Below are 20,437 nucleotides of genomic sequence, written 5' to 3' on the forward strand. Positions count from 1 at the left end.
ACGTCGGGTTCATTGCCGAGTGTAGCGCTAACGAGCGGGATGATGTCTGTCGGGGGCGCTCCCGGGATGGAGCAGGCGCGGCCAGGCAGGCCGCGCCGATGGCGTTACTTGATGTCGATGAAGGGCAGGGCGCTGTTCGGCAGCACGGTGGTTGGCAGCACGCCATTCCAGCGCTCGGCCTTGGTCAGCTCCACCAGGTTCTGGTTGCTGGCCAGGGCCTGGGCCCGCGCCTTGATGGCCTCGGCTTCGGCTTTGCCGCGCAGTTCGGTCGCCAGCGCGTCTGCCTTGGCCTGGGCCACTTGCGAGTCAGCTTCGGCCTGGGCCTGGGTTACCCGGATCTGCGCCTGGACCTGCTCGGTGGCGAGCTGTTGTTCGCGGGTCTTGACTTGGACTTCCGCGGCCATGCGCGCTTCGATGGCCTTTTCGTAGGCGTCACTGAAATCGATGTTCTCGACCTGGACACTGTCGATGATGACCGGACCGGTAATGGTGGCCTTGATAGCCGTGGAAATATCGTTGACCAGTTGGACGCGGTTCTGCACGGCAGCCACGGCGTTGAACTTGCCAAAGACGTTTTCCACCTGGGTCGGCACCTGGCGGCTGATCATTCGGTCGCGGATGCCTTCCAGGTCCTTGAACTGGGTGTAGACCTTCGCCACATCGGAAGGCGCGATATGCCAGGACACGGACACCTTGAGCTCGGCGGACTGTTGATCCTTGCTGTAGGCCTGCAGGTCTTCGTAGGCCGTGACCTGGCTCTGGACGCTGATCATGCGTACGGATTCGATGAATGGCGTCTTGAAGGACAGGCCCGGTTCAACCACCCCGACCAGCGCACCGTTGCGCAGCAGTACACCGCGCTCGGTCTCGTCGACGGTGTACCAGCTGCCGAACAATACACACAACAGGACGATGCCCATGATTGCAGCAACGATGGAGCCGATGGTTTTGCTGGTCACTTTTCTTTCCTTGAGTGGCGGGGTGGGGTTGGCCATAGCGTTGTCCGATGCTGAAGCTGCAATAGGCATTCTGAATGCCGGACACGAAAAAGCCCTGATAAATCAGGGCTTTAACGTTAGAAGATGGCGGAGGCGATGGGATTCGAACTCATGGACCTGTTACAGTCGACGGTTTTCAAGACCGTTGCCTTAAACCACTCGGCCACACCTCCGTATTGCGTTGCGGGCGCCATAATACCCGAATGAAACACACTGTCAAACTCTCTACGTAGCTTGTTACAGAGCGTCTGTTATGATCCTTGCCACTGAATGTTTCAAAACCGGAGGAGTGTCGCCATGCGCGAACAGGATTACGCAGTGAACAACAGCGTGCAGGCTGAGCAGCTAGAGGTTAGCCGCGTCCTGCGCAACACTTATGGCCTGCTGGCACTCACGCTCGCTTTCAGCGGTGTGATGGCCTACGTCGCACAACAGATGCGGGTGGGTTACCCGAACATCTTCGTCGTGCTGATCGGTTTCTATGGCCTTTTCTTCCTTACCAACAAACTCCGTGACTCGGCATGGGGCCTGGTGTCGGCTTTCGCCCTGACCGGTTTCATGGGTTTCCTGCTCGGCCCGATCCTCAATCGCTACCTGCAAATGCAGGGCGGCGCCGAAGTGGTCAGCTCGGCCTTTGCAATGACCGCCCTGGTATTTGGTGGCCTGTCGGCCTACGTGCTGATTTCCCGCAAGGACATGAGCTTCCTCGGCGGTTTCATCACCGCAGGTTTCTTCGTCCTGCTGGGCGCGGTGCTGGCCAGCTTCTTCTTCCAGATCAGCGGCCTGCAACTGGCGATCAGCGCCGGCTTCGTGCTGTTTTCGTCGGTCTGCATCCTGTATCAGACCAGCGCCATCATTCATGGCGGTGAGCGTAACTACATCATGGCGACTGTCAGCCTGTATGTATCGATCTACAACCTGTTCGTCAGCTTGCTGCAGCTGTTTGGCCTGATGGGGCGTGACGACTGATTGCATGCGATGAGTGAAGAGTCCGCTTTGGCGTGATGCTGTTCACATAGAGACAACGGCGCTTCTTTCAGCAATGGGAAGCGCCGTTTTTTTTGGCGCATTTTGGAAGGAATGACGGGTATATCCGTTTTTTCGGTAACGGCCGCTCAGGGGGCCGCAGCAACATCGTCAACAACCCCCAGCCGACTGTAGGGTCGCCTGGCCCCGCAAGAAAAAACGAACCCCAAGTGATTTATCGGGTTCTTACACTATGTTCCGCGATAAACGGGGCGTCCGGCGGGGCTGCGGTCTTGCCCACCAAACACTGCGATCAAAGGAGGCGACATGCCCAACTCCTTCCCTTCGCCCTGGTGGAAGAACGCTGTGATCTACCAGGTTTATCCACGTTCCTTTGCCGATGCCAACGGCGACGGCATCGGCGATCTTTCCGGCTTGACCGCACGCCTGGATCATCTGCAACTCCTGGGCGTCGACGCGTTGTGGCTGTCCCCGGTCTTTCGTTCCCCCATGTGCGACGCGGGCTACGACATTTGCGACTACACCGATGTCGACCCGCTGTTCGGCACCCTGGCTCACCTGGATGAATTGATCGCCCAAGCCCACGCGCGCGGCCTGAAGGTGTTGCTGGATTTCGTGCCCAACCACACTTCGGACCAACATCCCTGGTTCATCGAGTCGCGCGCAAGCCGCGACAACCCCAAGCGCGACTGGTACATCTGGCGCGACCAGCCGAACAACTGGCGTGCCTCGATCGACGGCGGCAGCGCCTGGACCTGGGACGAGACCAGCCAGCAGTACTACCTGCATTTTTTTCTGCCGCAACAACCCGACCTCAACTGGCACAACCCCGACGTGGTGGCGGCCATGCACCAGGTGTTGCATTTCTGGCTGGAGCGAGGCGTGGACGGGTTCCGTGTCGATGTCGTGCATTGCGTCGGCAAGGACCCGAGCTTTGCCGATGATCCGCGCTGCATGGCCGGTGAAACCATGGTCAAGATCAACGACCAGCCGTACAGCCACGAAGTGTTGCGTGGCTTGCGCCGGTTGGTGGACAGCTACTCCGGCGAGCGGGTGTTGATCGGCGAGGTGAACATTCGCTCCACGGCCCAGGTGGCGGCCTATTATGGGGCCAGTGACGAACTGCACATGTCGTTCAATTTCCCGCCTTTGGACGCCCCCTGGGATCCGGTGGTATTCCGCATGTGCATACGCGAGGTGGAGAACGATCTTGGCCCGTTGCAGGCGTGGCCAACCTGGGTGCTGTCCAATCACGACAATAGCCGACACCGCAGCCGCTACGGCGGTTCGCTACGCCGGGCCCAAGCCGCTGCGGTCCTGCTGCTGACACTGCGCGGCACGCCGTTTATCTATCAAGGCGAAGAACTGGGCCTGGAAGACACCGTGGTCACGGCCCAGACCCGCGTCGATCCGGGCGGCCGGGATGGCAGCCGGGCGCCGTTGCCCTGGACCGTCCAGGCGCCCCATGGCTGGGCCGGGGCCGCGCCGTGGTTGCCCTTCGCGCCGGATGCCGACGCGTTGGCCGTCGAGGCACAGGAAGGCGCCGCCGATTCCACCCTGGCGCTGTACCGGCGCCTGCTGGCCTGTCGTCGCGCCAGCCTGGCGTTGCGCCTGGGCGCCTGGGAGGAACTGCCATCGCACCCACAAGTGCTGGCCTATCGTCGCCACTGTGAGGGCGATGAGCGGCTGGTCTGCATCAACTTCGCCGACAGCGAACATACGTTCCCCCTGGCCGACGCCTGGCAGGTCGAAATCGCCAGCGACGGGGCGGGCGAAGGTCAAGTATTCAGTGGCCGACTGGCTGCCGAGCAGGCTGTGATCCTGTGCCGATGAGGAGTGACCGATGAAAGCCAACTGGCACCGAAAGACCCTGATTTACCAGATCGATCCGTCCTTGTTTTCCGACAGCAATGGCGACGGCCGCGGCGACCTGAAGGGCATCATCCAGCGCTTGGATTACCTGAAGGCACTGGGCGTTGGCGCGCTCTGGCTGATGCCGGTGTACCGCTCGCCATTCAAGGACGCGGGTTATGACGTCAGCGATTTCATGGCCTTGGACCCACGCTTCGGCAGCGAAGAAGACCTGCGCCAGTTGATTGTCCAGGCCGGGGAGCGCGGCATGCGCGTCATCCTTGAACTGGTGGCGCAACACACCAGCGACCAACATCCCTGGTTCCAGAGGGCGCGGCGCGACAAGGACAGCGTCTACCGGGATTATTACGTGTGGTCCGACACTCCGGTGGACGACGGCAACCAACCGATCTTTCCGTCGGTGGAAGACAGCATCTGGCAATGGGACGAACAAGCCGGGCAGTACTACCGCCATCTGTTCTATCGCCATGAGCCGGATCTCAACCTGGCGAACCCACGTGTGGTCGAGGAAATCGAGCGCATCATGGTCCACTGGCTCGAGCTCGGCATCGCCGGTTTTCGCCTGGATGCCGCTTCGCACCTGGTGGAACAGGCCGGTGGCGAAGATGAAGAGAAGGGCGTCTGGGTACTGGACCGGCTGTTCAAGTGCATGACCGCCATCAACCCCGAAGGCGTGTTGCTGGGGGAGGTCGACGTCGAACCGGAGCGCTATAGCCATTACTTCGGAAACGGCGAACGCTTGGGGTTGGTGCTGGATTTCTGGGTCAACAACCATGTGTTCCTGGCGTTGGCTCGCGGCCAGGCCGAACCCTTACAGCGTGCCATCGCCCGGCGTCCCGCACCGCCGGACGGTGCCAGCTATGCGGTGTGGCTGCGCAACCATGACGAACTCGACCTGGAGCGCTTGAGCGCTGAGGAACGTGAGGAAGTGATGCAAGTCTTCGCCCCGGAGCCGGACATGCGCCTGTATGGCCGGGGTATTCGCCGACGCCTGGCGCCGATGCTGGACGGCGATGTGCGCCATCAAGCGCTGGCCCAGGCCTTGCTGTTGTCGCTGCCCGGCACGCCCATCGTGCGTTACGGTGAAGAAATCGGCATGGGCGACGATTTGTCCCGTCCCGAGCGGCTCTCTGTGCGCACGCCCATGCAGTGGAACAGCCAGGCCAACGCCGGCTTTTCATCGGCCCAGCGCCTCGTCGCTCCGGTGATCGATGAAGGCGCCTTCGCCTACACCCAGCTCAATGTCGAGGACCAGCTGAATGCACCTGAGTCGTTGTTGAGCCGGGTGCGGCCATTGCTGTTGGCCCGTGCCGGCCTGCCTGAGGTGGGCGACGGCGAAGCCCGGCTGCTGACGGTCGATCACCCGGCGGTATTCGCCGTGGCCCATGTGGGCGAGGCCACCTCGGTGATGTTGGCCAACCTGAGCAACGACACGCTGACCGTGAAGCTGGACGGCCTGGACTTGCAAGGCTTCAAGGAAATCATTTCGGACAGCCAATACCCGGCCGCCATCGATCGGCAACTGACCTTGAATGGCTATGGCTATCGGTGGTGGCGCCGCACCGGATCAGAACAATAGCAGCACTACGGCCAACACCCCGCCGATAGCCAGCAACAGCGCCGACACTTGGGTAGAACTGAGGGCTAGCGCCGAATCTCGCGAGCGGCCAATGAACCGCCCACGGGTGCGGTGCAGGGATTCCTGCGATTCGAACAGATTGTCCGGCCGTTGGCTGTTGTCATCTTCGTCGGTCCTTTGTCCGGCATAGGCGCTGCGAGCCATCAGGCGGTCCAACAGCCCCGGCAACAGGCAGGTGCCAACGATGGCCTTCACGGAGGCGGCGCCGAGCCACAGCTCCCGGGGTGTGCGCTTGACCACGCTGAAAATCGCCCGGGCGGCCACGTCCGGATCATGAATCGGCGGCACCGGCTGCACGCGCTTGCTCAACTTGTTGCGTGCCCAATCGAACTGCGGTGTGTTGATCGCCGGCAGTTGCACCATGCACACCCGGATGTCGCTGTGGTCGTGGAGCAGTTCGCAGCGCAGTGAGTCGGTGAAGCCCCGCACCGCGAACTTGGCCGCGCAATACGCTGCTTGCAGCGGAATGGCGCGGTAGGCCAGCGCGGAGCCGACCTGGATGATCACGCCGCGATTACGCGGGGCCATGAGCTGCAGCGCCGCCAGGGTGCCGTGCACGGTGCCCAGGTAGGTCACGTCCGTAACCCGATGGATCTCGTCGGCACTCAGTTGGCGAATGGGAGAGAACACAGTGACCATCGCGCAATTGACCCAGACGCCGATCGGGCCGAGTTCTCGCTCCATTCGCTGTGCGGCGTCGGCTACCGCCTGGGCATCGGCCACGTCGACGCTGATTGCCAGGCAGGTCGCCCCCAATTGCGTCAACTCTTCTGCCGTGGCCGCCAGCGCCTGTTCGCCCCGGGCCAGCAGCCCAACCCGGTAGCCGGCGACGGCAAACCGATGCGCCGTGGCGCGGCCGACGCCGGCGGTGGCACCACAGATCACCACGACAGGTGGGCTTTGTTCCTCCATGGCGCTCGCTCCGCAGTTCCTTGGCTGAGTCAGTGAGGCCGCGCGACGCCGCGCAGCAGGTTGGCGCTGAGCTTGTCGGCGTTGCAACTGGCGACATTGGCCAGCGAGACCATGCCCACCAGGCGCTTGTCGCGATTGACCACCGGCAGGCGGCGTTTTTCGATCTGGGCCATGTTCTTGGCCACATGGTCGATCTCTTCGTCGTCGAAGCAGTAGCGCACCTCATCGCTCATGATCCGACTGACGGGCGTGCTCAGGTCCATGCCGTCGGCCATGGCCCGGACCACCAGGTCGCGGTCGGTGATCATCCCGGCCATGCGGTCGTCCTGGTTGATGATCAAGGCGCCGATGTCGGCTTGGCGCATGATCTGCGCCACTTCGCTCAGGGAGGTATCGGGAGAGATCGTGCGTACTTCCCGACTCATGATTTCATTGATTTTCATCGTTGAATCTCCTTTCTCTCGGGTTTGACAGCAAGCCACGGCCCGGGCGTCGTGAGTGGTTTTACGGCGACCGGACGGGCTCCTCACTTATTGTGAAAATCGGGGTTGGCGATGGTTCAGGATTTTTGCTGGAGGGGTTGAAAGGCTGCACTTTTATGAAGCCGCTCGTGCAGGCTCGCACCATCGCAAGGCAGTTGTTGGCGCTTGCGAGACCGAAGCGAATACCGCTCGGCTTGCGGTGACTGAGCGGGCGTCTTCGCGGGCAAGCCCGCTCCCACAGGGGATCGTCGGTGGCGGGGAGGGCGTGGACAGGGTTGCCGATGAGGTTTGGCACGCTCGCTGCAAGAGGCTATCCAGGCCCGCCGTGAACACAGTCGAGTGGGCAGCCCCGTCGGTCAACGAAGATCGAGTGCCAGCAGGCCGGGGGATAACGGTAGGTCGGGGCGCAGTCGCCGGGCCGATACCGCACAGAACAGGCAAAGACGCCTGGAACCGCAAGGTTTCAGGCGTCTTTTTTTTGCTTTCAACATCGTGATGGGCTTTTGTCGGGTGCTTTTTATGAATTCCAACGTTGCTTCCCTGAACAAGCTGCAAACGCTGATCGTGATCGGCAATGGCATGGTCGGCCATCACTGCGTCGAACAGTTGATCGAGCGCGGTGCCCTCAATCATTACCGCGTGCATGTGTTCAGCGAAGAGCCGATGCGTGCCTATGACCGCGTGCATCTGTCCGAGTATTTCTCCGGGCGTGATGCCGAGTCCCTGGCCTTGGGCGAAGCGTCGTTGTACCAGACCCCGGGCGTCACGTTGCACCTGGGTGTACCTGTGTTGGAAATCGACCGCCAGGCCCGTGAAGTCGTGACAGCCGGCGAGCGTGTCAGCTACGACAAACTGGTGCTCGCGACCGGTTCCTATCCCTTCGTGCCGCCGATCCAGGGCGCTGAAGGCGATTCGTGCCTGGTCTATCGCACCCTGGAAGACTTGGACGCGATCCGCGCCGCCGCCAGCAATGCCCGCCGTGGCGTGGTGGTGGGGGGTGGTTTGCTGGGCCTGGAAGCGGCCAACGCCCTCAAGACCCTCGGCCTGGAAGCCCATGTGGTGGAATTCGCCCCACGGCTGATGCCGGTGCAGTTGGATCCGCAGGGTGGCCTGGCCCTCAAGGCACGCATCGAAAGCCTGGGCGTCGGCGTGCACCTGTCCAAGGGCACCCAGTCCATCAGTGCCGGTGAGCAGTACCGTTATCGGATGAATTTCGGTGACGACGATTTCCTGGAAACCGACCTCATTGTGTTCTCCGCAGGTATCCGCGCCCAGGATGCCCTGGCTCGCCAGAGCGACCTGCAGATCGGTCCACGCGGTGGCGTGGTGATCGACGATCATTGCCAGAGCAGCGATCCGGACATCTACGCCATCGGCGAATGCGCGGCCTGGAACGGCAGCATTTTCGGCCTGGTCGCCCCCGGCTACCAGATGGCCCGCAATGTCGCGGCCACCCTGTGCGGCGCAAGCGCTGAAGCCTTCACCGGTGCCGACATGTCCACCAAACTCAAGTTGCTCGGCGTGGATGTCGGCTCCATTGGCGATGCCCATGGCAACACGCCGGGTTCGCGCAGCTTCCAATTCATCGATGAAACCAGCGCCAGCTACCGGCGACTGGTGGTGGACGCCGCCGGCAAGCACGTGATCGGCGCAGTGCTGGTGGGTGACAACAGCTACTACGACACCTTGCTGCAATACATGCAGAACGGCATCGCCTTGCCCAAGGATGCCGCCAGCCTGATCCTGCCATCGTCCGAGGGCGCTCCGACCCTGGGCCCGGCGGCGCTGCCCGAAACCGCTACTATCTGCTCGTGCCACAACGTCACCAAGGGCTCGATCTGTTCGGCCATCGACGGCGGTTGCACCGATCTTGGCCAGCTCAAATGCGACACCAAGGCCGGTACCGGTTGCGGTGGTTGCGCGGCACTGGTCAAGCAGGTGTTCGAGCATGAATTGATTGCCCGTGGCGTCAGTGTCGACAAGAGCCTGTGCGAGCATTTCGCCTACACCCGCCAGGAGTTGTATGCACTGGTGCGGGTGGAAGGCATCATCAGTTTCGAAGAACTGTTGGCCAAGCACGGCCGTGGCCACACCGGCTGCGACCTGTGCAAACCGGCGGTGGGCTCGATCCTGGCGTCGTGCTGGAACCAGCCGATCATGGACCCGTCCCTGGTGCCGTTGCAGGACACCAACGACACTTTCATGGCGAACATGCAGAAAAACGGCACCTACTCGGTGGTGCCGCGGATTGCCGGTGGGGAGATCACCGCTGACAAACTGATCGCCATCGGTGTGGTCGCCAAGAAATACGACCTCTACACCAAGATCACCGGCGGCCAGCGCATCGACCTGTTCGGCGCCCAGTTGCACCAGTTGCCGGACATCTGGTCCGAGCTGATCGAAGCGGGCTTCGAAACCGGCCACGCCTACGGCAAATCCACGCGCACGGTGAAATCCTGCGTGGGCAGCACCTGGTGCCGCTACGGCGTGCAAGACAGCGTGCAAATGGCACTGACCATCGAGGACCGCTACAAAGGCCTGCGCTCGCCGCACAAGCTCAAGTTCGCGGTATCCGGTTGCACCCGCGAGTGCGCCGAGGCCCAGAGCAAGGACGTCGGCGTGATCGCCACCGAGAAGGGCTGGAACCTCTACGTGGCCGGCAACGGTGGCATGCGTCCGCGTCACGCCGAGCTGTTCGCCACGGACCTGGACGACGCCACGCTGATCCGCTACATCGACCGCTTCCTGATGTTCTACATCCGCACCGCCGACAAGTTGCAACGGACATCGGTCTGGCGCGAAAGCCTGGAGGGCGGCCTGGACTACCTCAAGGACGTGATCATTCACGACAGCCTGGGCCTGGGCGCCGAGCTCGAAGCGCAGATGCAATTGGTGGTCGACCGCTACGAATGCGAATGGGCCAATGCCTTGAAGGACCCGGAGAAGCTCAAGCGTTTCCGCACCTTCGTCAACGACAAGCGCGGCGATCCGGATGTTCACTTCGTCCGCGAGCGCGGCCAGCGTCGGCCAGTGCATGCCCATGAACTCCACCTGATTCCCGTTACCGAGGAGGTGCTCTGATGAGCCAGTCAAATGTCGTTCGTATCGCTCAAGAATCCCCGAAATGGCGCGCCCTGTGCAGCCGTGAGGACCTGGTGCCCAACTCCGGCGTGGTCGCCTGGCACGATGGCAGCCAAGTGGCGTTGCTCTATCTGCCGGAACATGAGGACAAGCCGCTGTACGCCATCGACAACCGCGACCCAAAGTCCGGCGCGAACGTCATCGGCCGCGGACTGTTGGGCAGTATCAAGGGTGACCTGGTGATTGCCTCGCCGATGTACAAGCAGCATTTCCGTCTGGAAGACGGTCATTGCCTGGAATACCCGGAACAAAGCCTGCGGGTGTGGCCGGTGCGGCTCAACGGTGATGTGGTGGAGATTGGCGAAGACTGATCCGTGCTATGCCTGCTGTTGTGGTGCTCCTGCAGTGCTCTAGCAGTGCTCTAGCAGTGCTCTTATGGTGCTCTAGCAGTGCAGTGCTCTTGTGGCGAGGGAGCTTGCTCCCGCTGGACCGCGCAGCGGTCCCAAAATCTTGCGGTCGCTGCGCAACCGAGCGGGAGCGAGCTCCCTCGCCACGAACAGCGGGTCACTTTTTACTGAAATTGGGGATGAACAATGAAAACCGCCGCCCAACTGGTCAGGCTCAAGAGCGTGCAGAACCAGCAGGTCCACAGCATCGCCCCCGAGCAGACGGTGCTCGAAGCCCTGCAAATCATGGCCGAGAAAAATGTCGGCGCATTACCCGTGATCGAGGACGGCCAGGTGGTGGGGGTGTTCAGCGAGCGGGACTATGCACGCAAGATGGTGCTCAAGGGACGCTCATCGGTGGGCACGACCGTGCGCACCATCATGAGCGCCCCGGTGATCACCGCCGATAGCCAGCAGAGCATCGACCGCTGCATGGAAGTCATGACCGACAGCCACTTGCGGCACCTGCCGGTGCTGGATAACGGGCAGTTGATCGGCCTGTTGTCCATCGGCGACCTGGTGAAAGAGGCGATTGTCGAGCAGGCGGATTTGATCCGGCAGTTGGAGCATTACATTCGCGGGCATTGACCCCGATTTTTCGAACACAACGGCACTTGTGGCGAGGGAGCTTGCTCCCGCTGGAGCGCGCAGCGGTCCCAAAATCTTGCGGTCGCTGCACAACCGAGCGGGAGCAAGCTCCCTCGCCACAACAGCAGTTCACCGCAAGCCTACTTTGCATCCCCCCCAATCCAGTGTGGGAGCGAGCTTGCTCGCGATAAGGCCTTTTTCAAGCCGCTCCCTTCAGCCCAACATCAACAACTGCCGGATAAGATTCGGCGTACTGCCAGTCCAGCGCTTGAACGAGCGCCGGAAGTTCGCCGTGTCGTTGAAGCGCAGGTACTGCGCCACTTCCTCGTTGCTGAACCCCTTGACCTGATACAGATACAGGGCCACATGGGTGTGCACCCGGTCCACCTGTTGCTGGAACCCGGTGTGGTGCTTGTGCAATTTGCGCTTGAGGGTCGCCGGGCTCATGGCGAAGGCCTGGGCGGTCTGTTCCAGGCTCGGCGTCTGCTGCACATGGGCGTGCAGGTAGTCGTAGAGGCAATCCAGGAAACTTGAGGCGAAACCCAGTTGATCGAGCTGGTCCCGGGCTTCGATCCGCGCCACCTGGCCGGCGGTGGCCGAGACGTTGGGCCAGGGCTGGGCGAGGCAGTGACGGGGAAGGCGCATCAGGTCCAGAGGGCGGTCGAATTGGGTGTGCTCACCCAGGTGCACCCAATATTGTTCGACGTAACGCGGCTCGCCGTGGCGAAAACTGCACTGCCAGGGCAAGCGTTCGCCGCTGAGCCAGGCACTCATCGCCACCATCGAGGTCATGCTCGCTTCCAGCACGAAGCGCCATTGTTCGTCGGCACCGCAGCTGTCTAGCCAATGGACGTAGGCGTAGTGCTCGTCCAGTAGCAGCCGAGGGGCCGCCAACGGGCTGAGCAGTGCCTGCTGGTCGATCAGGGTCTGCAGGGCCTGATGCAAGTTCTGCGCGTGACGCAAAGCGTGGCTCGCGGGGCCGTAATGCCCCGGCAACAGCCGCTGGCCAAACAGGAAACTGCTGTCGCTGGCATCCAGCAGGCGCCGGCTGTTGTCGATCAGGCCGAGGAACTGCTGCGGGCTGATGCGGCTCTGTCCGGCGAGGATATCGTCATGGAATAGCCCGGTGCCGCGTAGGAGGCGATGGCTGTCGATGTCCCGCGACAATGCCAGGTCGATCAGCGCCGCGGGTTGATAGTGTCCCGGAATGAAGCGGCTGTCGGTTTCGTACCAGCAGGTCTTGAGCGTCATGCGCTTTTCGCCAACAGGGTCCGGGACTGGGCGAGCGCCAGGTTCAGGCGTTTGAGCAAGGCGTCGGGGGATTCGTCGAACGCCATCACCACCGCTGTGCTGGCGGCCAGTTGGAGCCGCTCGCCGTGTTGTCGGGTCTTGTGAGCCAGGCTGCGCACCGCGATTTCCAGTTCCAGGGCCAGGCGTCGGGCCTGGCTTTCGCCGGTGTCGGGCAGCAGCACCACGAAGCGATCACCGGCCAGGCGGCACAGCAGGTCCTGGCGGCGCAGGTTCAAGACCAGTAACTGGCTGATCGCCTGCAATACCGCATCGCCTTCGCCGTGGCCGAAACGCTGGTTGATAGCGGTGAAGTTATCCAGGTCCAAGGCCAGCAGCGACAGCGGTTGTTGGCGACGACGACTGTCCTCCAGGCTGGCGGACAGCTCATGCTTGAGAAAGTCAGCGCCACCCAACGGTGTGAGCTTGTCGAACAGACGGTGCTCACGGAACAGTCGCTCGCGCTTCTCCATCTGACCATTGATTGCCAATTGTTCGCGGTGCCAGTGGTAGATGCCGAGGGTCAGCAGGATCATGCCCAGCGGCATCGGTCCGGATTCGAGCCAGTGATCCCAGGTGATGCTGTCGGGCAGGCGGATGAATTCGTCGAGGCTGTCGATCCACCAGGAAAAGAAGATGCAGCCCAGGCCCAGGACCAGGTAGTTGGTGACCCGGCCAGCCGGGCGGCTTTTGAGTACCAACCCCAGCCAGACCAACGCCAGCAGCGCCGAGCCACCTTCACCGAGGATATCCAGCCAGACCCATTCGGCGATGGGTTTGAGTTCGCCGCTGGCCAAGTGCAGGAGCAACCCGAAGTTGGCCGCCAGCAGGAGCAGGGCGAGTTTGAAACGGTGCGGGCGGAGCACGGAGAACATGGCCGGAATCCTTTGCCAGAAGCGGAATGCGGCCCAGCACAGCAGATGAATGTGACAGTGCGGTGACGGCGAGTGATGGGGTGGGGGAGGTCGAATCAGCTCATCGGTTATCCGGATTTTTTTGCCGCAATCCTTGTGGCGAGGGAGCTTGCTCCCGCTGGGGTGCGAAGCGCCCCTCCAAAAAAACCAAGCGCCACGATACTTGCAGGCACGCCGCATCGTCCGATCTGCGGCTGCTGCGCAGCCGAGCGGGAGCAAGCTCCCTCGCCACGAGGACCCGCACCCGTCGTAAAAGAGGGTCGTATCAGCTCATTGTGTGCCGCGAATCCACTCAAAACCTACCCGCTTGGCTTCTGCGCCCCCTGCCTGTCACAGAACCGTCATTCCCCACCCCTAGCGTGCCCACCCAGTTGCCGGGCCATTGCCTGGCGGATTTCCGGATTCCTGGGGAGGATCACCATGTATCACCGCACAAGCACTGCCGGGCTCGTCGGTTTCACCGTCACCGCGTTGGCCATGGCGATTGCCAGTGAGCGACTGAGCGCCGCGGAGCAGGCGGCCGGTGCCACGGAACACGTTGAAGTGGTCGGCCAGGCGGCCAGTATCGACCAGGCCCTCAAGGAGCAGCGCAGCGCCGACAGCATCAAGAGCGTGGTACACGCCGACGGCGTGGCGCAATTGCCCGATGAAAACGTCGCCGAAGCGGTGCAGCGCCTGCCGGGTGTCAGCGTCGAGCGCGACCAGGGTGAAGGCCGGTTTGTCAGCGTGCGCGGCCTGGGGCCGGACCTCAACAGCGTGACCATCAACGGCACCCTGGTACCGGCGCCGGAAAGCGAGCGTCGCGCCGTTGCCCTGGACGTGTTGCCCTCGGAACTGGTGCAGTCGTTGTCAGTGATCAAGACCCTGACGCCGGACATGGACGCCAACTCCCTGGGCGGAACGGTGGACGTCAAGAGCCTCTCGGCCTTCGATCACAAGGGCCTGTTCTATACCGGCAGCGGCGAAGCCAGCTACGACAAGAACACCGGCCAGACCAGTCCGAAATTTTCCGGCGCCATCAGCGACCGTTTCAGTCTTGGCGATGGCATCGACAACTTCGGCGTGGCCGCGGCACTGAGTTGGCAGAAACGTGACTTCGGCTCGGACAACGTCGAAACCGGCGGCGCCTGGGACTTCGAACAAGGCTCACGCCTCGAAGAGTTCGAACAGCGCGACTACGACATCCGTCGCGAGCGGACCGGCGGCGGCTTGAACTTCGATTACAAGCCCGATGACGTCAGCAGCTATTACCTGCGCACGCTCTACAGTCGCTACAAGGACAGCGAAACCCGCAACGCCACCAGCATCGCTTTCGAAGACCCGCAGGCCGCCGGTGAACTGGGCGACGCCGAGGGCCAGCGCAGGCTCAAGCAACGGGAAGAAACCCAGGAAATCCAATCCTACGTGCTCGGCGGCGAGCGGATGTTCGGTCTGTGGACCCTGAGCGGCCAGGGTGGCTACAGCCAATCCAGCGAAGACAGCCCTGGCCACATCGCCGGCGCCACCTTCGAAGGTATCGATGGTTTCAACGGCGGTTTCCATGACAACGACAAGCCACGGCCGATCATCGGTTCGGGCTTCTACGATCCGGCCAATTTCAGCCTCGATAAGGTGGACTGGGAAGAGCAAAAAACCACCGACACCGAGAAAAACCTGCGCCTGGACCTGGCCCGGGACTATGACCTCGGGGGGTATGCCTCCCAGGTCAAGTTCGGCGGCAAAGTCAGCCGGCGGGACAAGGACAACGACCTGAACGCGTGGGTCTACGAGGACTTCGACGACCTGGGTTTCACCGACGAGCAGCTGAACCTTGGGCAGTTCCAGAAAGGCAACGTGGATTACCGCCTCGGCGGCTTCGGCCCGGGCATCAGCGCCGATGCCATCAAGCAGTTGTTGGGCGGCCTCAATCGCGATGATTTTTTTGATGAGCAAGAGTCGCGTGTCAACGACTTCAAGATGAGCGAGGACATCAACGCCGGCTACCTGATGAACACCGTCGACATCGATGACTGGCGTTTCATCGCCGGCATGCGCTACGAAGGCACCGAGTTCGAAGCCAAGGGCACCGGCGCCACCGATGGGGTATTTACCGATACCGAGACCCGACGCAAGTACCACCACTGGCTGCCGGGACTGCATGCACGCTACCAACTGGACAAGAACACCCAGGTGCGTGCTGCGTGGACCAAATCCGTGGTGCGTCCGACCTTCGGGCAACTGGCGCCGGGGTTTGTCATCGACGATGACGAGGCCACTTTCGGCAACCCGGACCTCAAGCCGCTGGAATCGAGCAATCTGGACCTGGGCATCGAGCACTTCATGGGGCACGCGGGCACGGTCTCGGCCTTTGTGTTCTACAAGGACATCAAGAACTTCGTCTACAACACCGACCTGGCCGGCACTGGCGCCTGGACTGATTTCTCCGAAGCCCACAGTTACGCCAACGGGGACAGCGCCAAGCTGTATGGCTTGGAATTGGCCTATTCGCAAAAATTCGATTGGCTGCCAGCACCCTGGAACGGCCTGCTGCTCGGCGCCAACACCACCTTCAGCCGTTCGGATGCCGAGATCGAGGGTTTCGACCAGGCCAGTGGTACACAGCGCAAGCGCAGCATCGACTTGCCGAATCAGTCGGACACGGTCGGCAACCTGATGTTGGGTTGGGAAAACGACAAGTTGAGCCTGCGGCTGTCGGCCAACTACAAGTCAGCGTACCTGTTCGAGCTGGCATCCATCAGCGACCGCGACCATGACCTGCACGTCGACGCCCAGACCTTCGTCGATTTCAGTGCGCGTTATTCCCTGACCAAGAACCTGCAAGTCAGCCTCGAGGCCCAGAACCTCACCGACGAGTCGTATTTCGTCTACACCGGCCATCGTTCCTATAACGGCCAGTACGAAGAGTACGGCCCGACGTACAAGCTAGGGCTGACGTTTACCCATTTCTGACCACCGATGCCAATCCCTGTGGTGAGGGAGCTTGCTCCCGCGGGGCTGCGCAGCAGACCTTTCTTGTGGGCGCTACGCACCCAAGCGGGAGCAAGCTCCCTCGCCACGGAAAATAGCGAACCTGCGATTTCTGAGTTCGGCCCAACGAAAGGATTTTCCCGTTGAACACGATGTTGTCTTTACCCACACGCTACCTGCTGGCGATGCTTGTCAGCCTGGCATCGGTCACCGCCCAGGCGGCTTCCCCTGCACCCAAGCTGAAGCTGCAACCTTGGCTTCAAGCCCAGCAACTGTCGCTCAATGCCCTGGGATTCTTGCCAGGCGCTGCAACGACCGAGCGGCTGGCCAGTGCCCGTGAAGGCTTGTTCTTGCTCGATGACCAAGGTCGCGAATTGACGCGCCTGAAGGGCGCCTTCGACGGCCTCGACAGCCGTGCGCTTGGCGCGAACGTGCTGGTCGCCAGCCTCGACAGCACGCGCCAGCAAGCGTTGGTCGTCAGCCTCGATCCACACAACCGCCAGTGGGGTACGCCGTTGTACCTGCCCACGCGGGACTTCCCGGTAAACGGTCTATGCCTGTACCGCGACGAAGCGAGCAACCTGTTTGTGTTCCTGGTGGGTGAGGAGGGCAAGGGTGAGCAATGGCTGGTGGGCGCTGGCGAGCAACTGGGCGCGACGGCCCAACGGGTGCGTGGCGTGCCGTTGCCGCCGGATGCGAAGACCTGCCAGGTGCAGGACGACAGCCAGCAATTGTTCGTCAACGAAGAGCGGGTCGGCTGGTGGGCCTACCCCGCATCCTCCGAGGCCGAGACTGTGCGGGTGCCCGTGGCGATGCACGAACCATTCGGCGACATCCAGCACACGGCCGGCGCCCTGGCAACAGTGTCCGGCGGCGTGCTGGGCCTCGACCCGAAGGCCGCGCAATTGCACCTGTATCAGCCGGACGGCGAAACCTGGACACCACGCGCCAAGCTATCGCTGCCGGGCCTGAAGGAGCCGGAAAGCCTTGCGGCACGCCGGACGATAACCGGTATCGAAGTGCTGCTGCGCGACGATGATAACGGACACCTGTACCAGGGTGAACTCGACTGGCAACCCAGCCCCGCGCCGCTGGCGCCGGTCCTGCCGAGTGTCGCCGCCATCGCCCAGAGTGAACCGGTGGCCCGTCAGGGGGATGCCGCGGATGACCCGGCGATCTGGGTACATCCGACCGCGCCCGGGTTGAGTCGGGTGTTGGGCACCAACAAAAAGCAAGGCCTGCTGGCCTACGACCTGCAAGGCAAGTTGCTGCAGGCGCTGCCGGTCGGGCGCCTGAACAACGTCGATGTGCGGCCTGGCTTCAAGCTGGGCACGCAAACCGTCGACCTGGCGGTGGCCAGCAACCGTGATCGCAACAGCTTGAGCCTGTTCAGCATCGACCGTGCCAGCGGCGAGTTGCGCGAAGCGGGGGAGATTGCGACGTCCTTGAAGGAAATCTACGGCATCTGCCTGTTCCAACCGGCCGAAGGTGAACTGTATGCCTTCGCCAACGGCAAGGACGGGCGCTTCGAGCAGTACCGCCTCAGCGCGCCGGACGGCGTAGTGCGCGGCCAGTTGGTGCGCCAGTTCAACGTCGCCAGCCAGCCCGAAGGGTGCGTGGCCGATGAGCAGCGCCAGCGCTTGTTTCTGGGTGAGGAGGACGTGGGCGTCTGGACAGTGGATGCCCGGGCCGAACAGCCGGCCACCTTGAACAGTGTGATCAAGGTCGGCCCGCCGTTGCACGCCGACGTCGAAGGCATGGCCTTGTATCAGGCCGGGGGCCGCGACTACCTGGTGATCTCCAGCCAGGGCAACGACAGCTACCTGGTGCTCGATGCCGAGCCGCCCTTCGCCGTGCGCGGCGCCTTCCGAGTCGGCCTGAACGCGGCCGCAGGGATTGATGGCGCCTCGGAAACCGATGGCCTGGAAGTGACCTCGGTGAACCTCGGCGGGCCGTGGAGCCAGGGGATGCTGGTGGTCCAGGATGGCCGCAAGCGCATGCCCGAGCAGACCCAGAACTTCAAGTTCGTGCCCTGGGCCGACGTCGCGAAAGCGCTGGGCCTGCCTTGAGCGACGTTGTCATCAGCCGGTCACGAACATTTCATCGAATAACCGCCAGACAGGAGTTTCAACCATGCAAGCCACTTTGGAACACATGACGATCTGGGGCCTGATCAGCGATGCGAGTCTGCTGGTCAAGGCGGTCATGCTCACGTTGCTGCTGGCCTCGTTATTGAGCTGGTACCTGATTATCCAGCGCAGCGCCGTGCTGCAGCGCTACGAGCGGCAGCTCAACGGTTTCATACAGCGTTTCCGCGGCGCACAGGACCTGTTGCCCTTGTACCGGGAACACGCACAAGTGCGCGAAGAAGACGGTGGCGTCACGCCGATTTTCCAGGCGGGTTTGCTGGCTTTCACTCGGCTCAACCAGCCTTCCAGTACGCCCGAGGTGGTGCTGGAAGGCGTCGAGCGCTCGCTGCAGGTGGCGATCAGCGAACAGGAAGTCCACTTGGAGAAGGGTTTGCAGTTTCTGGCCACTGTCGGCTCGGTCAGTCCTTACATCGGTTTGTTTGGCACGGTATGGGGGATCATGAATGCGTTTATTGGCCTGTCCCAAGTGCAGCAGGCCAGTCTCTCCACCGTGGCGCCGGGCATTGCCGAGGCGTTGATCGCCACGGCCATCGGCTTGTTCGCTGCGATCCCGGCGGTGATTGCCTATAACCGTTTCGCGGCCCGTGGCCAGACGCTGCTGACCCGTTACTACGCGTTTGGCAACGAGCTGCAGGCGCGTCTGCACCGCAAGCTGCACGGTGCCCCGGCGAACATGGCCGCGGCCGCTTGAAAGGAGAGGGCAAATGCTCGTCAAGCCACAACGAAAGCACGGCCCCAAGGCCGAAATGAACGTGGTGCCGTACATCGACGTGATGTTGGTACTGCTGGTGATTTTCATGGTCACCGCGCCGATGCTGACCCAGGGCGTGAAGATCGAACTGCCCAAGGTCGCCAGCGAAGCATTGGCCACCGACAGTCGCCAGCAAATCCTCACCCTGTCGGTCAAGGCCGAGGGCGGTTACTACTGGAACCTGGGCGGTGAACTGGATACCCATCACCAGACCGACAGTGCCGTGGACCTGGAGCAGATGCGCGCCAAGGTGGCGCAGGTCGTGGCCGAGCGCCGCGATACCCAGGTGTACATCCGAGCCGACGAGCATGCCGATTATGGCCGGGTCGTCGCGGCCATGGCCGCGTTGCAGCAGGGCGGCGTGAGCAACCTGGGACTGGTGACCGAGGCACCGCAATGACGGCGATGATCATGCACAGTTCTTCCTTGAGCGTGCCTGCACTGGGGCGCAGCTTCTGGAAAAACAGCCTGGCGGCAGGGCTCGCCGTGGCTTTGCACGCCGCGATAGTCGGGGCGTTGGTGTTGGGATGGCGCGTGGAGAAACCCGCCGCCGAAACGCCGCAGGTGCTGCGCACGCAACTGGTGATGCTGCCGGCGGCAGCGGTACCCGAAGCGCCTGTACCGGCGGCTGTGACCCCTGTTGCACCCGCCGCGGTCGAATCTGTCCCGCCACCCATGGACGCGCCACGCCCTGTCCCCACCAAGCCAGCGGTGGATCCGCGAGTCCAGGCGCAGAAGCTGGAACAGGCGACACTGGCCCGCAAACGGGTCGAGGAGCAAAGGCGCGAGCAACAGGCCCAACAGCAGCAGCGCGAACGCCAGGAAAGCGAACGACGCAGGCAAGACGCCGAGCGGCAGGCTGCCGAACAGCAGCACCAGGCCCGGCAAGCGCAGGAGCTTGCCCAACAACGCCACGCTGAGCAGGCACGCCAGGCCGCCGCCGACAGCCGCAGCTACCAACCGCTGAGCAAGCAAGCCCCGGATTATCCGCAACGCGCCCTGGACAAGGGCCTGGAGGGCGATTGCACGGTGGAATACAGCGTGATGCCGGACGGGCGGATCGACAGCCCCAAGGTCATCGACGGTTGCCACCCCTTGTTCATTCGACCGTCCCTGGCTGCCGCCCAGACGTTTCGTTATCAGCCACGGATCATCGATGGCAAGGCGGTGACGGTGCCTGCGGTGCGCAATACGTTTCACTACCGGATCAAATGATACTTGCTGAAAGGACCTGTGGGAGCGAGCTTGCTCGCGATAGGTCCAGCCCAGTCAACATCAACGGTGGCTGACCCACCGCTATCGCGAGCAAGCTCGCTCCCACAGTGCTCTGTCCCACAGGGTTCTGTATGCAGGCAGTCGGAGC

Annotated in this window: 16 protein-coding genes and 1 tRNA gene; 11 read left to right on the forward strand and 6 right to left on the reverse strand. The window is 62.5% G+C overall.

Annotated elements, in window-relative coordinates:
• Positions 1–104 precede the first annotated feature (104 nt).
• Positions 105–959: a prohibitin family protein gene (locus ACIPQ1_RS06365; RefSeq protein ID WP_250964684.1), complete on the reverse strand. Its 855-nt coding sequence runs from the start codon at positions 957–959 to the stop codon at positions 105–107.
• A 124-nt stretch (positions 960–1,083) separates the two neighbouring features.
• Positions 1,084–1,171: transfer RNA gene (locus ACIPQ1_RS06370), tRNA-Ser, on the reverse strand.
• Positions 1,172–1,295: 124 nt separating this feature from the next.
• Here ACIPQ1_RS06370 and ACIPQ1_RS06375 point away from each other — a divergent pair.
• From ACIPQ1_RS06375 to ACIPQ1_RS06385, 3 genes are all read left to right on the forward strand, one after another.
• Positions 1,296–1,967, forward strand: coding sequence for a Bax inhibitor-1/YccA family protein (locus ACIPQ1_RS06375; protein WP_014338124.1), 672 nt, complete (start codon positions 1,296–1,298; stop codon positions 1,965–1,967).
• A 324-nt stretch (positions 1,968–2,291) separates the two neighbouring features.
• Entirely contained in the window at positions 2,292–3,818 is a 1,527-nt protein-coding gene (locus ACIPQ1_RS06380) for an alpha-amylase family glycosyl hydrolase (protein WP_446533771.1), read from the forward strand.
• Positions 3,819–3,828: 10 nt separating this feature from the next.
• Positions 3,829–5,436, forward strand: a complete 1,608-nt coding sequence (locus tag ACIPQ1_RS06385) for an alpha-amylase family protein (RefSeq protein ID WP_411384612.1) — start codon at positions 3,829–3,831, stop codon at positions 5,434–5,436.
• On the opposite strand, the gene ACIPQ1_RS06390 is transcribed toward ACIPQ1_RS06385, so the two are convergent.
• Together ACIPQ1_RS06390 and ACIPQ1_RS06395 are read right to left on the reverse strand one after the other, a co-directional pair.
• Complete coding sequence (locus ACIPQ1_RS06390) at positions 5,425–6,408, reverse strand: SDR family oxidoreductase (RefSeq protein WP_411384613.1); 984 nt, start codon at positions 6,406–6,408, stop codon at positions 5,425–5,427. The genes ACIPQ1_RS06385 and ACIPQ1_RS06390 overlap by 12 nt on opposite strands.
• Before the next feature lie 29 nt (positions 6,409–6,437).
• On the reverse strand, positions 6,438–6,851 hold the full coding sequence (locus tag ACIPQ1_RS06395; RefSeq protein WP_411384614.1) for a CBS domain-containing protein: 414 nt from the start codon (positions 6,849–6,851) through the stop codon (positions 6,438–6,440).
• Positions 6,852–7,409: 558 nt separating this feature from the next.
• Between ACIPQ1_RS06395 and nirB the strand changes: the two genes are divergently transcribed.
• The 3 genes from nirB to ACIPQ1_RS06410 all read left to right on the forward strand — a co-directional run bounded on the left by nirB (position 7,410) and on the right by ACIPQ1_RS06410 (position 11,005).
• Positions 7,410–9,971 (forward strand): nitrite reductase large subunit NirB, encoded by a 2,562-nt coding sequence (gene nirB, locus ACIPQ1_RS06400; RefSeq protein ID WP_411384615.1) that lies wholly within the window; start codon positions 7,410–7,412, stop codon positions 9,969–9,971.
• Complete coding sequence (gene nirD, locus ACIPQ1_RS06405; protein ID WP_411384616.1) at positions 9,971–10,342, forward strand: nitrite reductase small subunit NirD; 372 nt, start codon at positions 9,971–9,973, stop codon at positions 10,340–10,342. Before nirB ends, nirD begins: the two co-directional genes overlap by 1 nt.
• A 222-nt stretch (positions 10,343–10,564) precedes the next feature.
• Positions 10,565–11,005 (forward strand): CBS domain-containing protein, encoded by a 441-nt coding sequence (locus ACIPQ1_RS06410; RefSeq protein WP_018610425.1) that lies wholly within the window; start codon positions 10,565–10,567, stop codon positions 11,003–11,005.
• Positions 11,006–11,218: 213 nt separating this feature from the next.
• Here ACIPQ1_RS06410 and ACIPQ1_RS06415 read toward each other — a convergent pair whose 3' ends face one another.
• Complete coding sequence (locus tag ACIPQ1_RS06415; RefSeq protein ID WP_186706796.1) at positions 11,219–12,256, reverse strand: AraC family transcriptional regulator; 1,038 nt, start codon at positions 12,254–12,256, stop codon at positions 11,219–11,221.
• Entirely contained in the window at positions 12,253–13,167 is a 915-nt protein-coding gene (locus ACIPQ1_RS06420) for a GGDEF domain-containing protein (protein ID WP_411384617.1), read from the reverse strand. The genes ACIPQ1_RS06415 and ACIPQ1_RS06420 overlap by 4 nt, the downstream gene beginning before the upstream one ends.
• A gap of 459 nt (positions 13,168–13,626) precedes the next feature.
• On the opposite strand from ACIPQ1_RS06420, the gene ACIPQ1_RS06425 reads away from it, so the two are divergent.
• The 5 genes from ACIPQ1_RS06425 (at position 13,627) to ACIPQ1_RS06445 (ending at position 20,289) form a co-directional block, all read left to right on the forward strand.
• Positions 13,627–16,155, forward strand: a complete 2,529-nt coding sequence (locus ACIPQ1_RS06425) for a TonB-dependent receptor (protein WP_411384618.1) — start codon at positions 13,627–13,629, stop codon at positions 16,153–16,155.
• A gap of 203 nt (positions 16,156–16,358) precedes the next feature.
• The gene (locus ACIPQ1_RS06430) at positions 16,359–18,242 is read left to right on the forward strand and encodes a phytase (protein WP_411387510.1); all 1,884 of its coding nucleotides are present in this window, start codon (positions 16,359–16,361) and stop codon (positions 18,240–18,242) included.
• 64 nt (positions 18,243–18,306) lie between these two features.
• The gene (gene tolQ, locus ACIPQ1_RS06435) at positions 18,307–19,014 is read left to right on the forward strand and encodes a protein TolQ (RefSeq protein ID WP_446533772.1); all 708 of its coding nucleotides are present in this window, start codon (positions 18,307–18,309) and stop codon (positions 19,012–19,014) included.
• A gap of 13 nt (positions 19,015–19,027) precedes the next feature.
• The gene (gene tolR / locus ACIPQ1_RS06440) at positions 19,028–19,474 is read left to right on the forward strand and encodes a protein TolR (RefSeq protein ID WP_446533773.1); all 447 of its coding nucleotides are present in this window, start codon (positions 19,028–19,030) and stop codon (positions 19,472–19,474) included.
• Positions 19,471–20,289, forward strand: a complete 819-nt coding sequence (locus ACIPQ1_RS06445; protein WP_446533774.1) for an energy transducer TonB — start codon at positions 19,471–19,473, stop codon at positions 20,287–20,289. The genes tolR and ACIPQ1_RS06445 overlap by 4 nt, the downstream gene beginning before the upstream one ends.
• Positions 20,290–20,437 lie beyond the last annotated feature (148 nt).

The sequence above is a fragment of the Pseudomonas sp. LARHCG127 genome, assembly GCF_052871455.1.

What these genes read in the sequence shown, in the direction of transcription:
- ACIPQ1_RS06375 (WP_014338124.1), top strand. Translation starts at nt 1,296, where the DNA reads ATGCGCGAACAGGATTACGCAGTGAACAACAGCGTGCAGGCTGAGCAG.
- ACIPQ1_RS06380 (WP_446533771.1), top strand. Translation starts at nt 2,292, where the DNA reads ATGCCCAACTCCTTCCCTTCGCCCTGGTGGAAGAACGCTGTGATCTAC.
- ACIPQ1_RS06385 (WP_411384612.1), top strand. Translation starts at nt 3,829, where the DNA reads ATGAAAGCCAACTGGCACCGAAAGACCCTGATTTACCAGATCGATCCG.
- ACIPQ1_RS06390 (WP_411384613.1), bottom strand. Translation starts at nt 6,408, where the DNA reads ATGGAGGAACAAAGCCCACCTGTCGTGGTGATCTGTGGTGCCACCGCC.
- ACIPQ1_RS06395 (WP_411384614.1), bottom strand. Translation starts at nt 6,851, where the DNA reads ATGAAAATCAATGAAATCATGAGTCGGGAAGTACGCACGATCTCTCCC.
- nirB (WP_411384615.1), top strand. Translation starts at nt 7,410, where the DNA reads ATGAATTCCAACGTTGCTTCCCTGAACAAGCTGCAAACGCTGATCGTG.
- nirD (WP_411384616.1), top strand. Translation starts at nt 9,971, where the DNA reads ATGAGCCAGTCAAATGTCGTTCGTATCGCTCAAGAATCCCCGAAATGG.
- ACIPQ1_RS06410 (WP_018610425.1), top strand. Translation starts at nt 10,565, where the DNA reads ATGAAAACCGCCGCCCAACTGGTCAGGCTCAAGAGCGTGCAGAACCAG.
- ACIPQ1_RS06415 (WP_186706796.1), bottom strand. Translation starts at nt 12,256, where the DNA reads ATGACGCTCAAGACCTGCTGGTACGAAACCGACAGCCGCTTCATTCCG.
- ACIPQ1_RS06420 (WP_411384617.1), bottom strand. Translation starts at nt 13,167, where the DNA reads ATGTTCTCCGTGCTCCGCCCGCACCGTTTCAAACTCGCCCTGCTCCTG.
- ACIPQ1_RS06425 (WP_411384618.1), top strand. Translation starts at nt 13,627, where the DNA reads ATGTATCACCGCACAAGCACTGCCGGGCTCGTCGGTTTCACCGTCACC.
- ACIPQ1_RS06430 (WP_411387510.1), top strand. Translation starts at nt 16,359, where the DNA reads ATGCTTGTCAGCCTGGCATCGGTCACCGCCCAGGCGGCTTCCCCTGCA.
- tolQ (WP_446533772.1), top strand. Translation starts at nt 18,307, where the DNA reads ATGCAAGCCACTTTGGAACACATGACGATCTGGGGCCTGATCAGCGAT.
- tolR (WP_446533773.1), top strand. Translation starts at nt 19,028, where the DNA reads ATGCTCGTCAAGCCACAACGAAAGCACGGCCCCAAGGCCGAAATGAAC.
- ACIPQ1_RS06445 (WP_446533774.1), top strand. Translation starts at nt 19,471, where the DNA reads ATGACGGCGATGATCATGCACAGTTCTTCCTTGAGCGTGCCTGCACTG.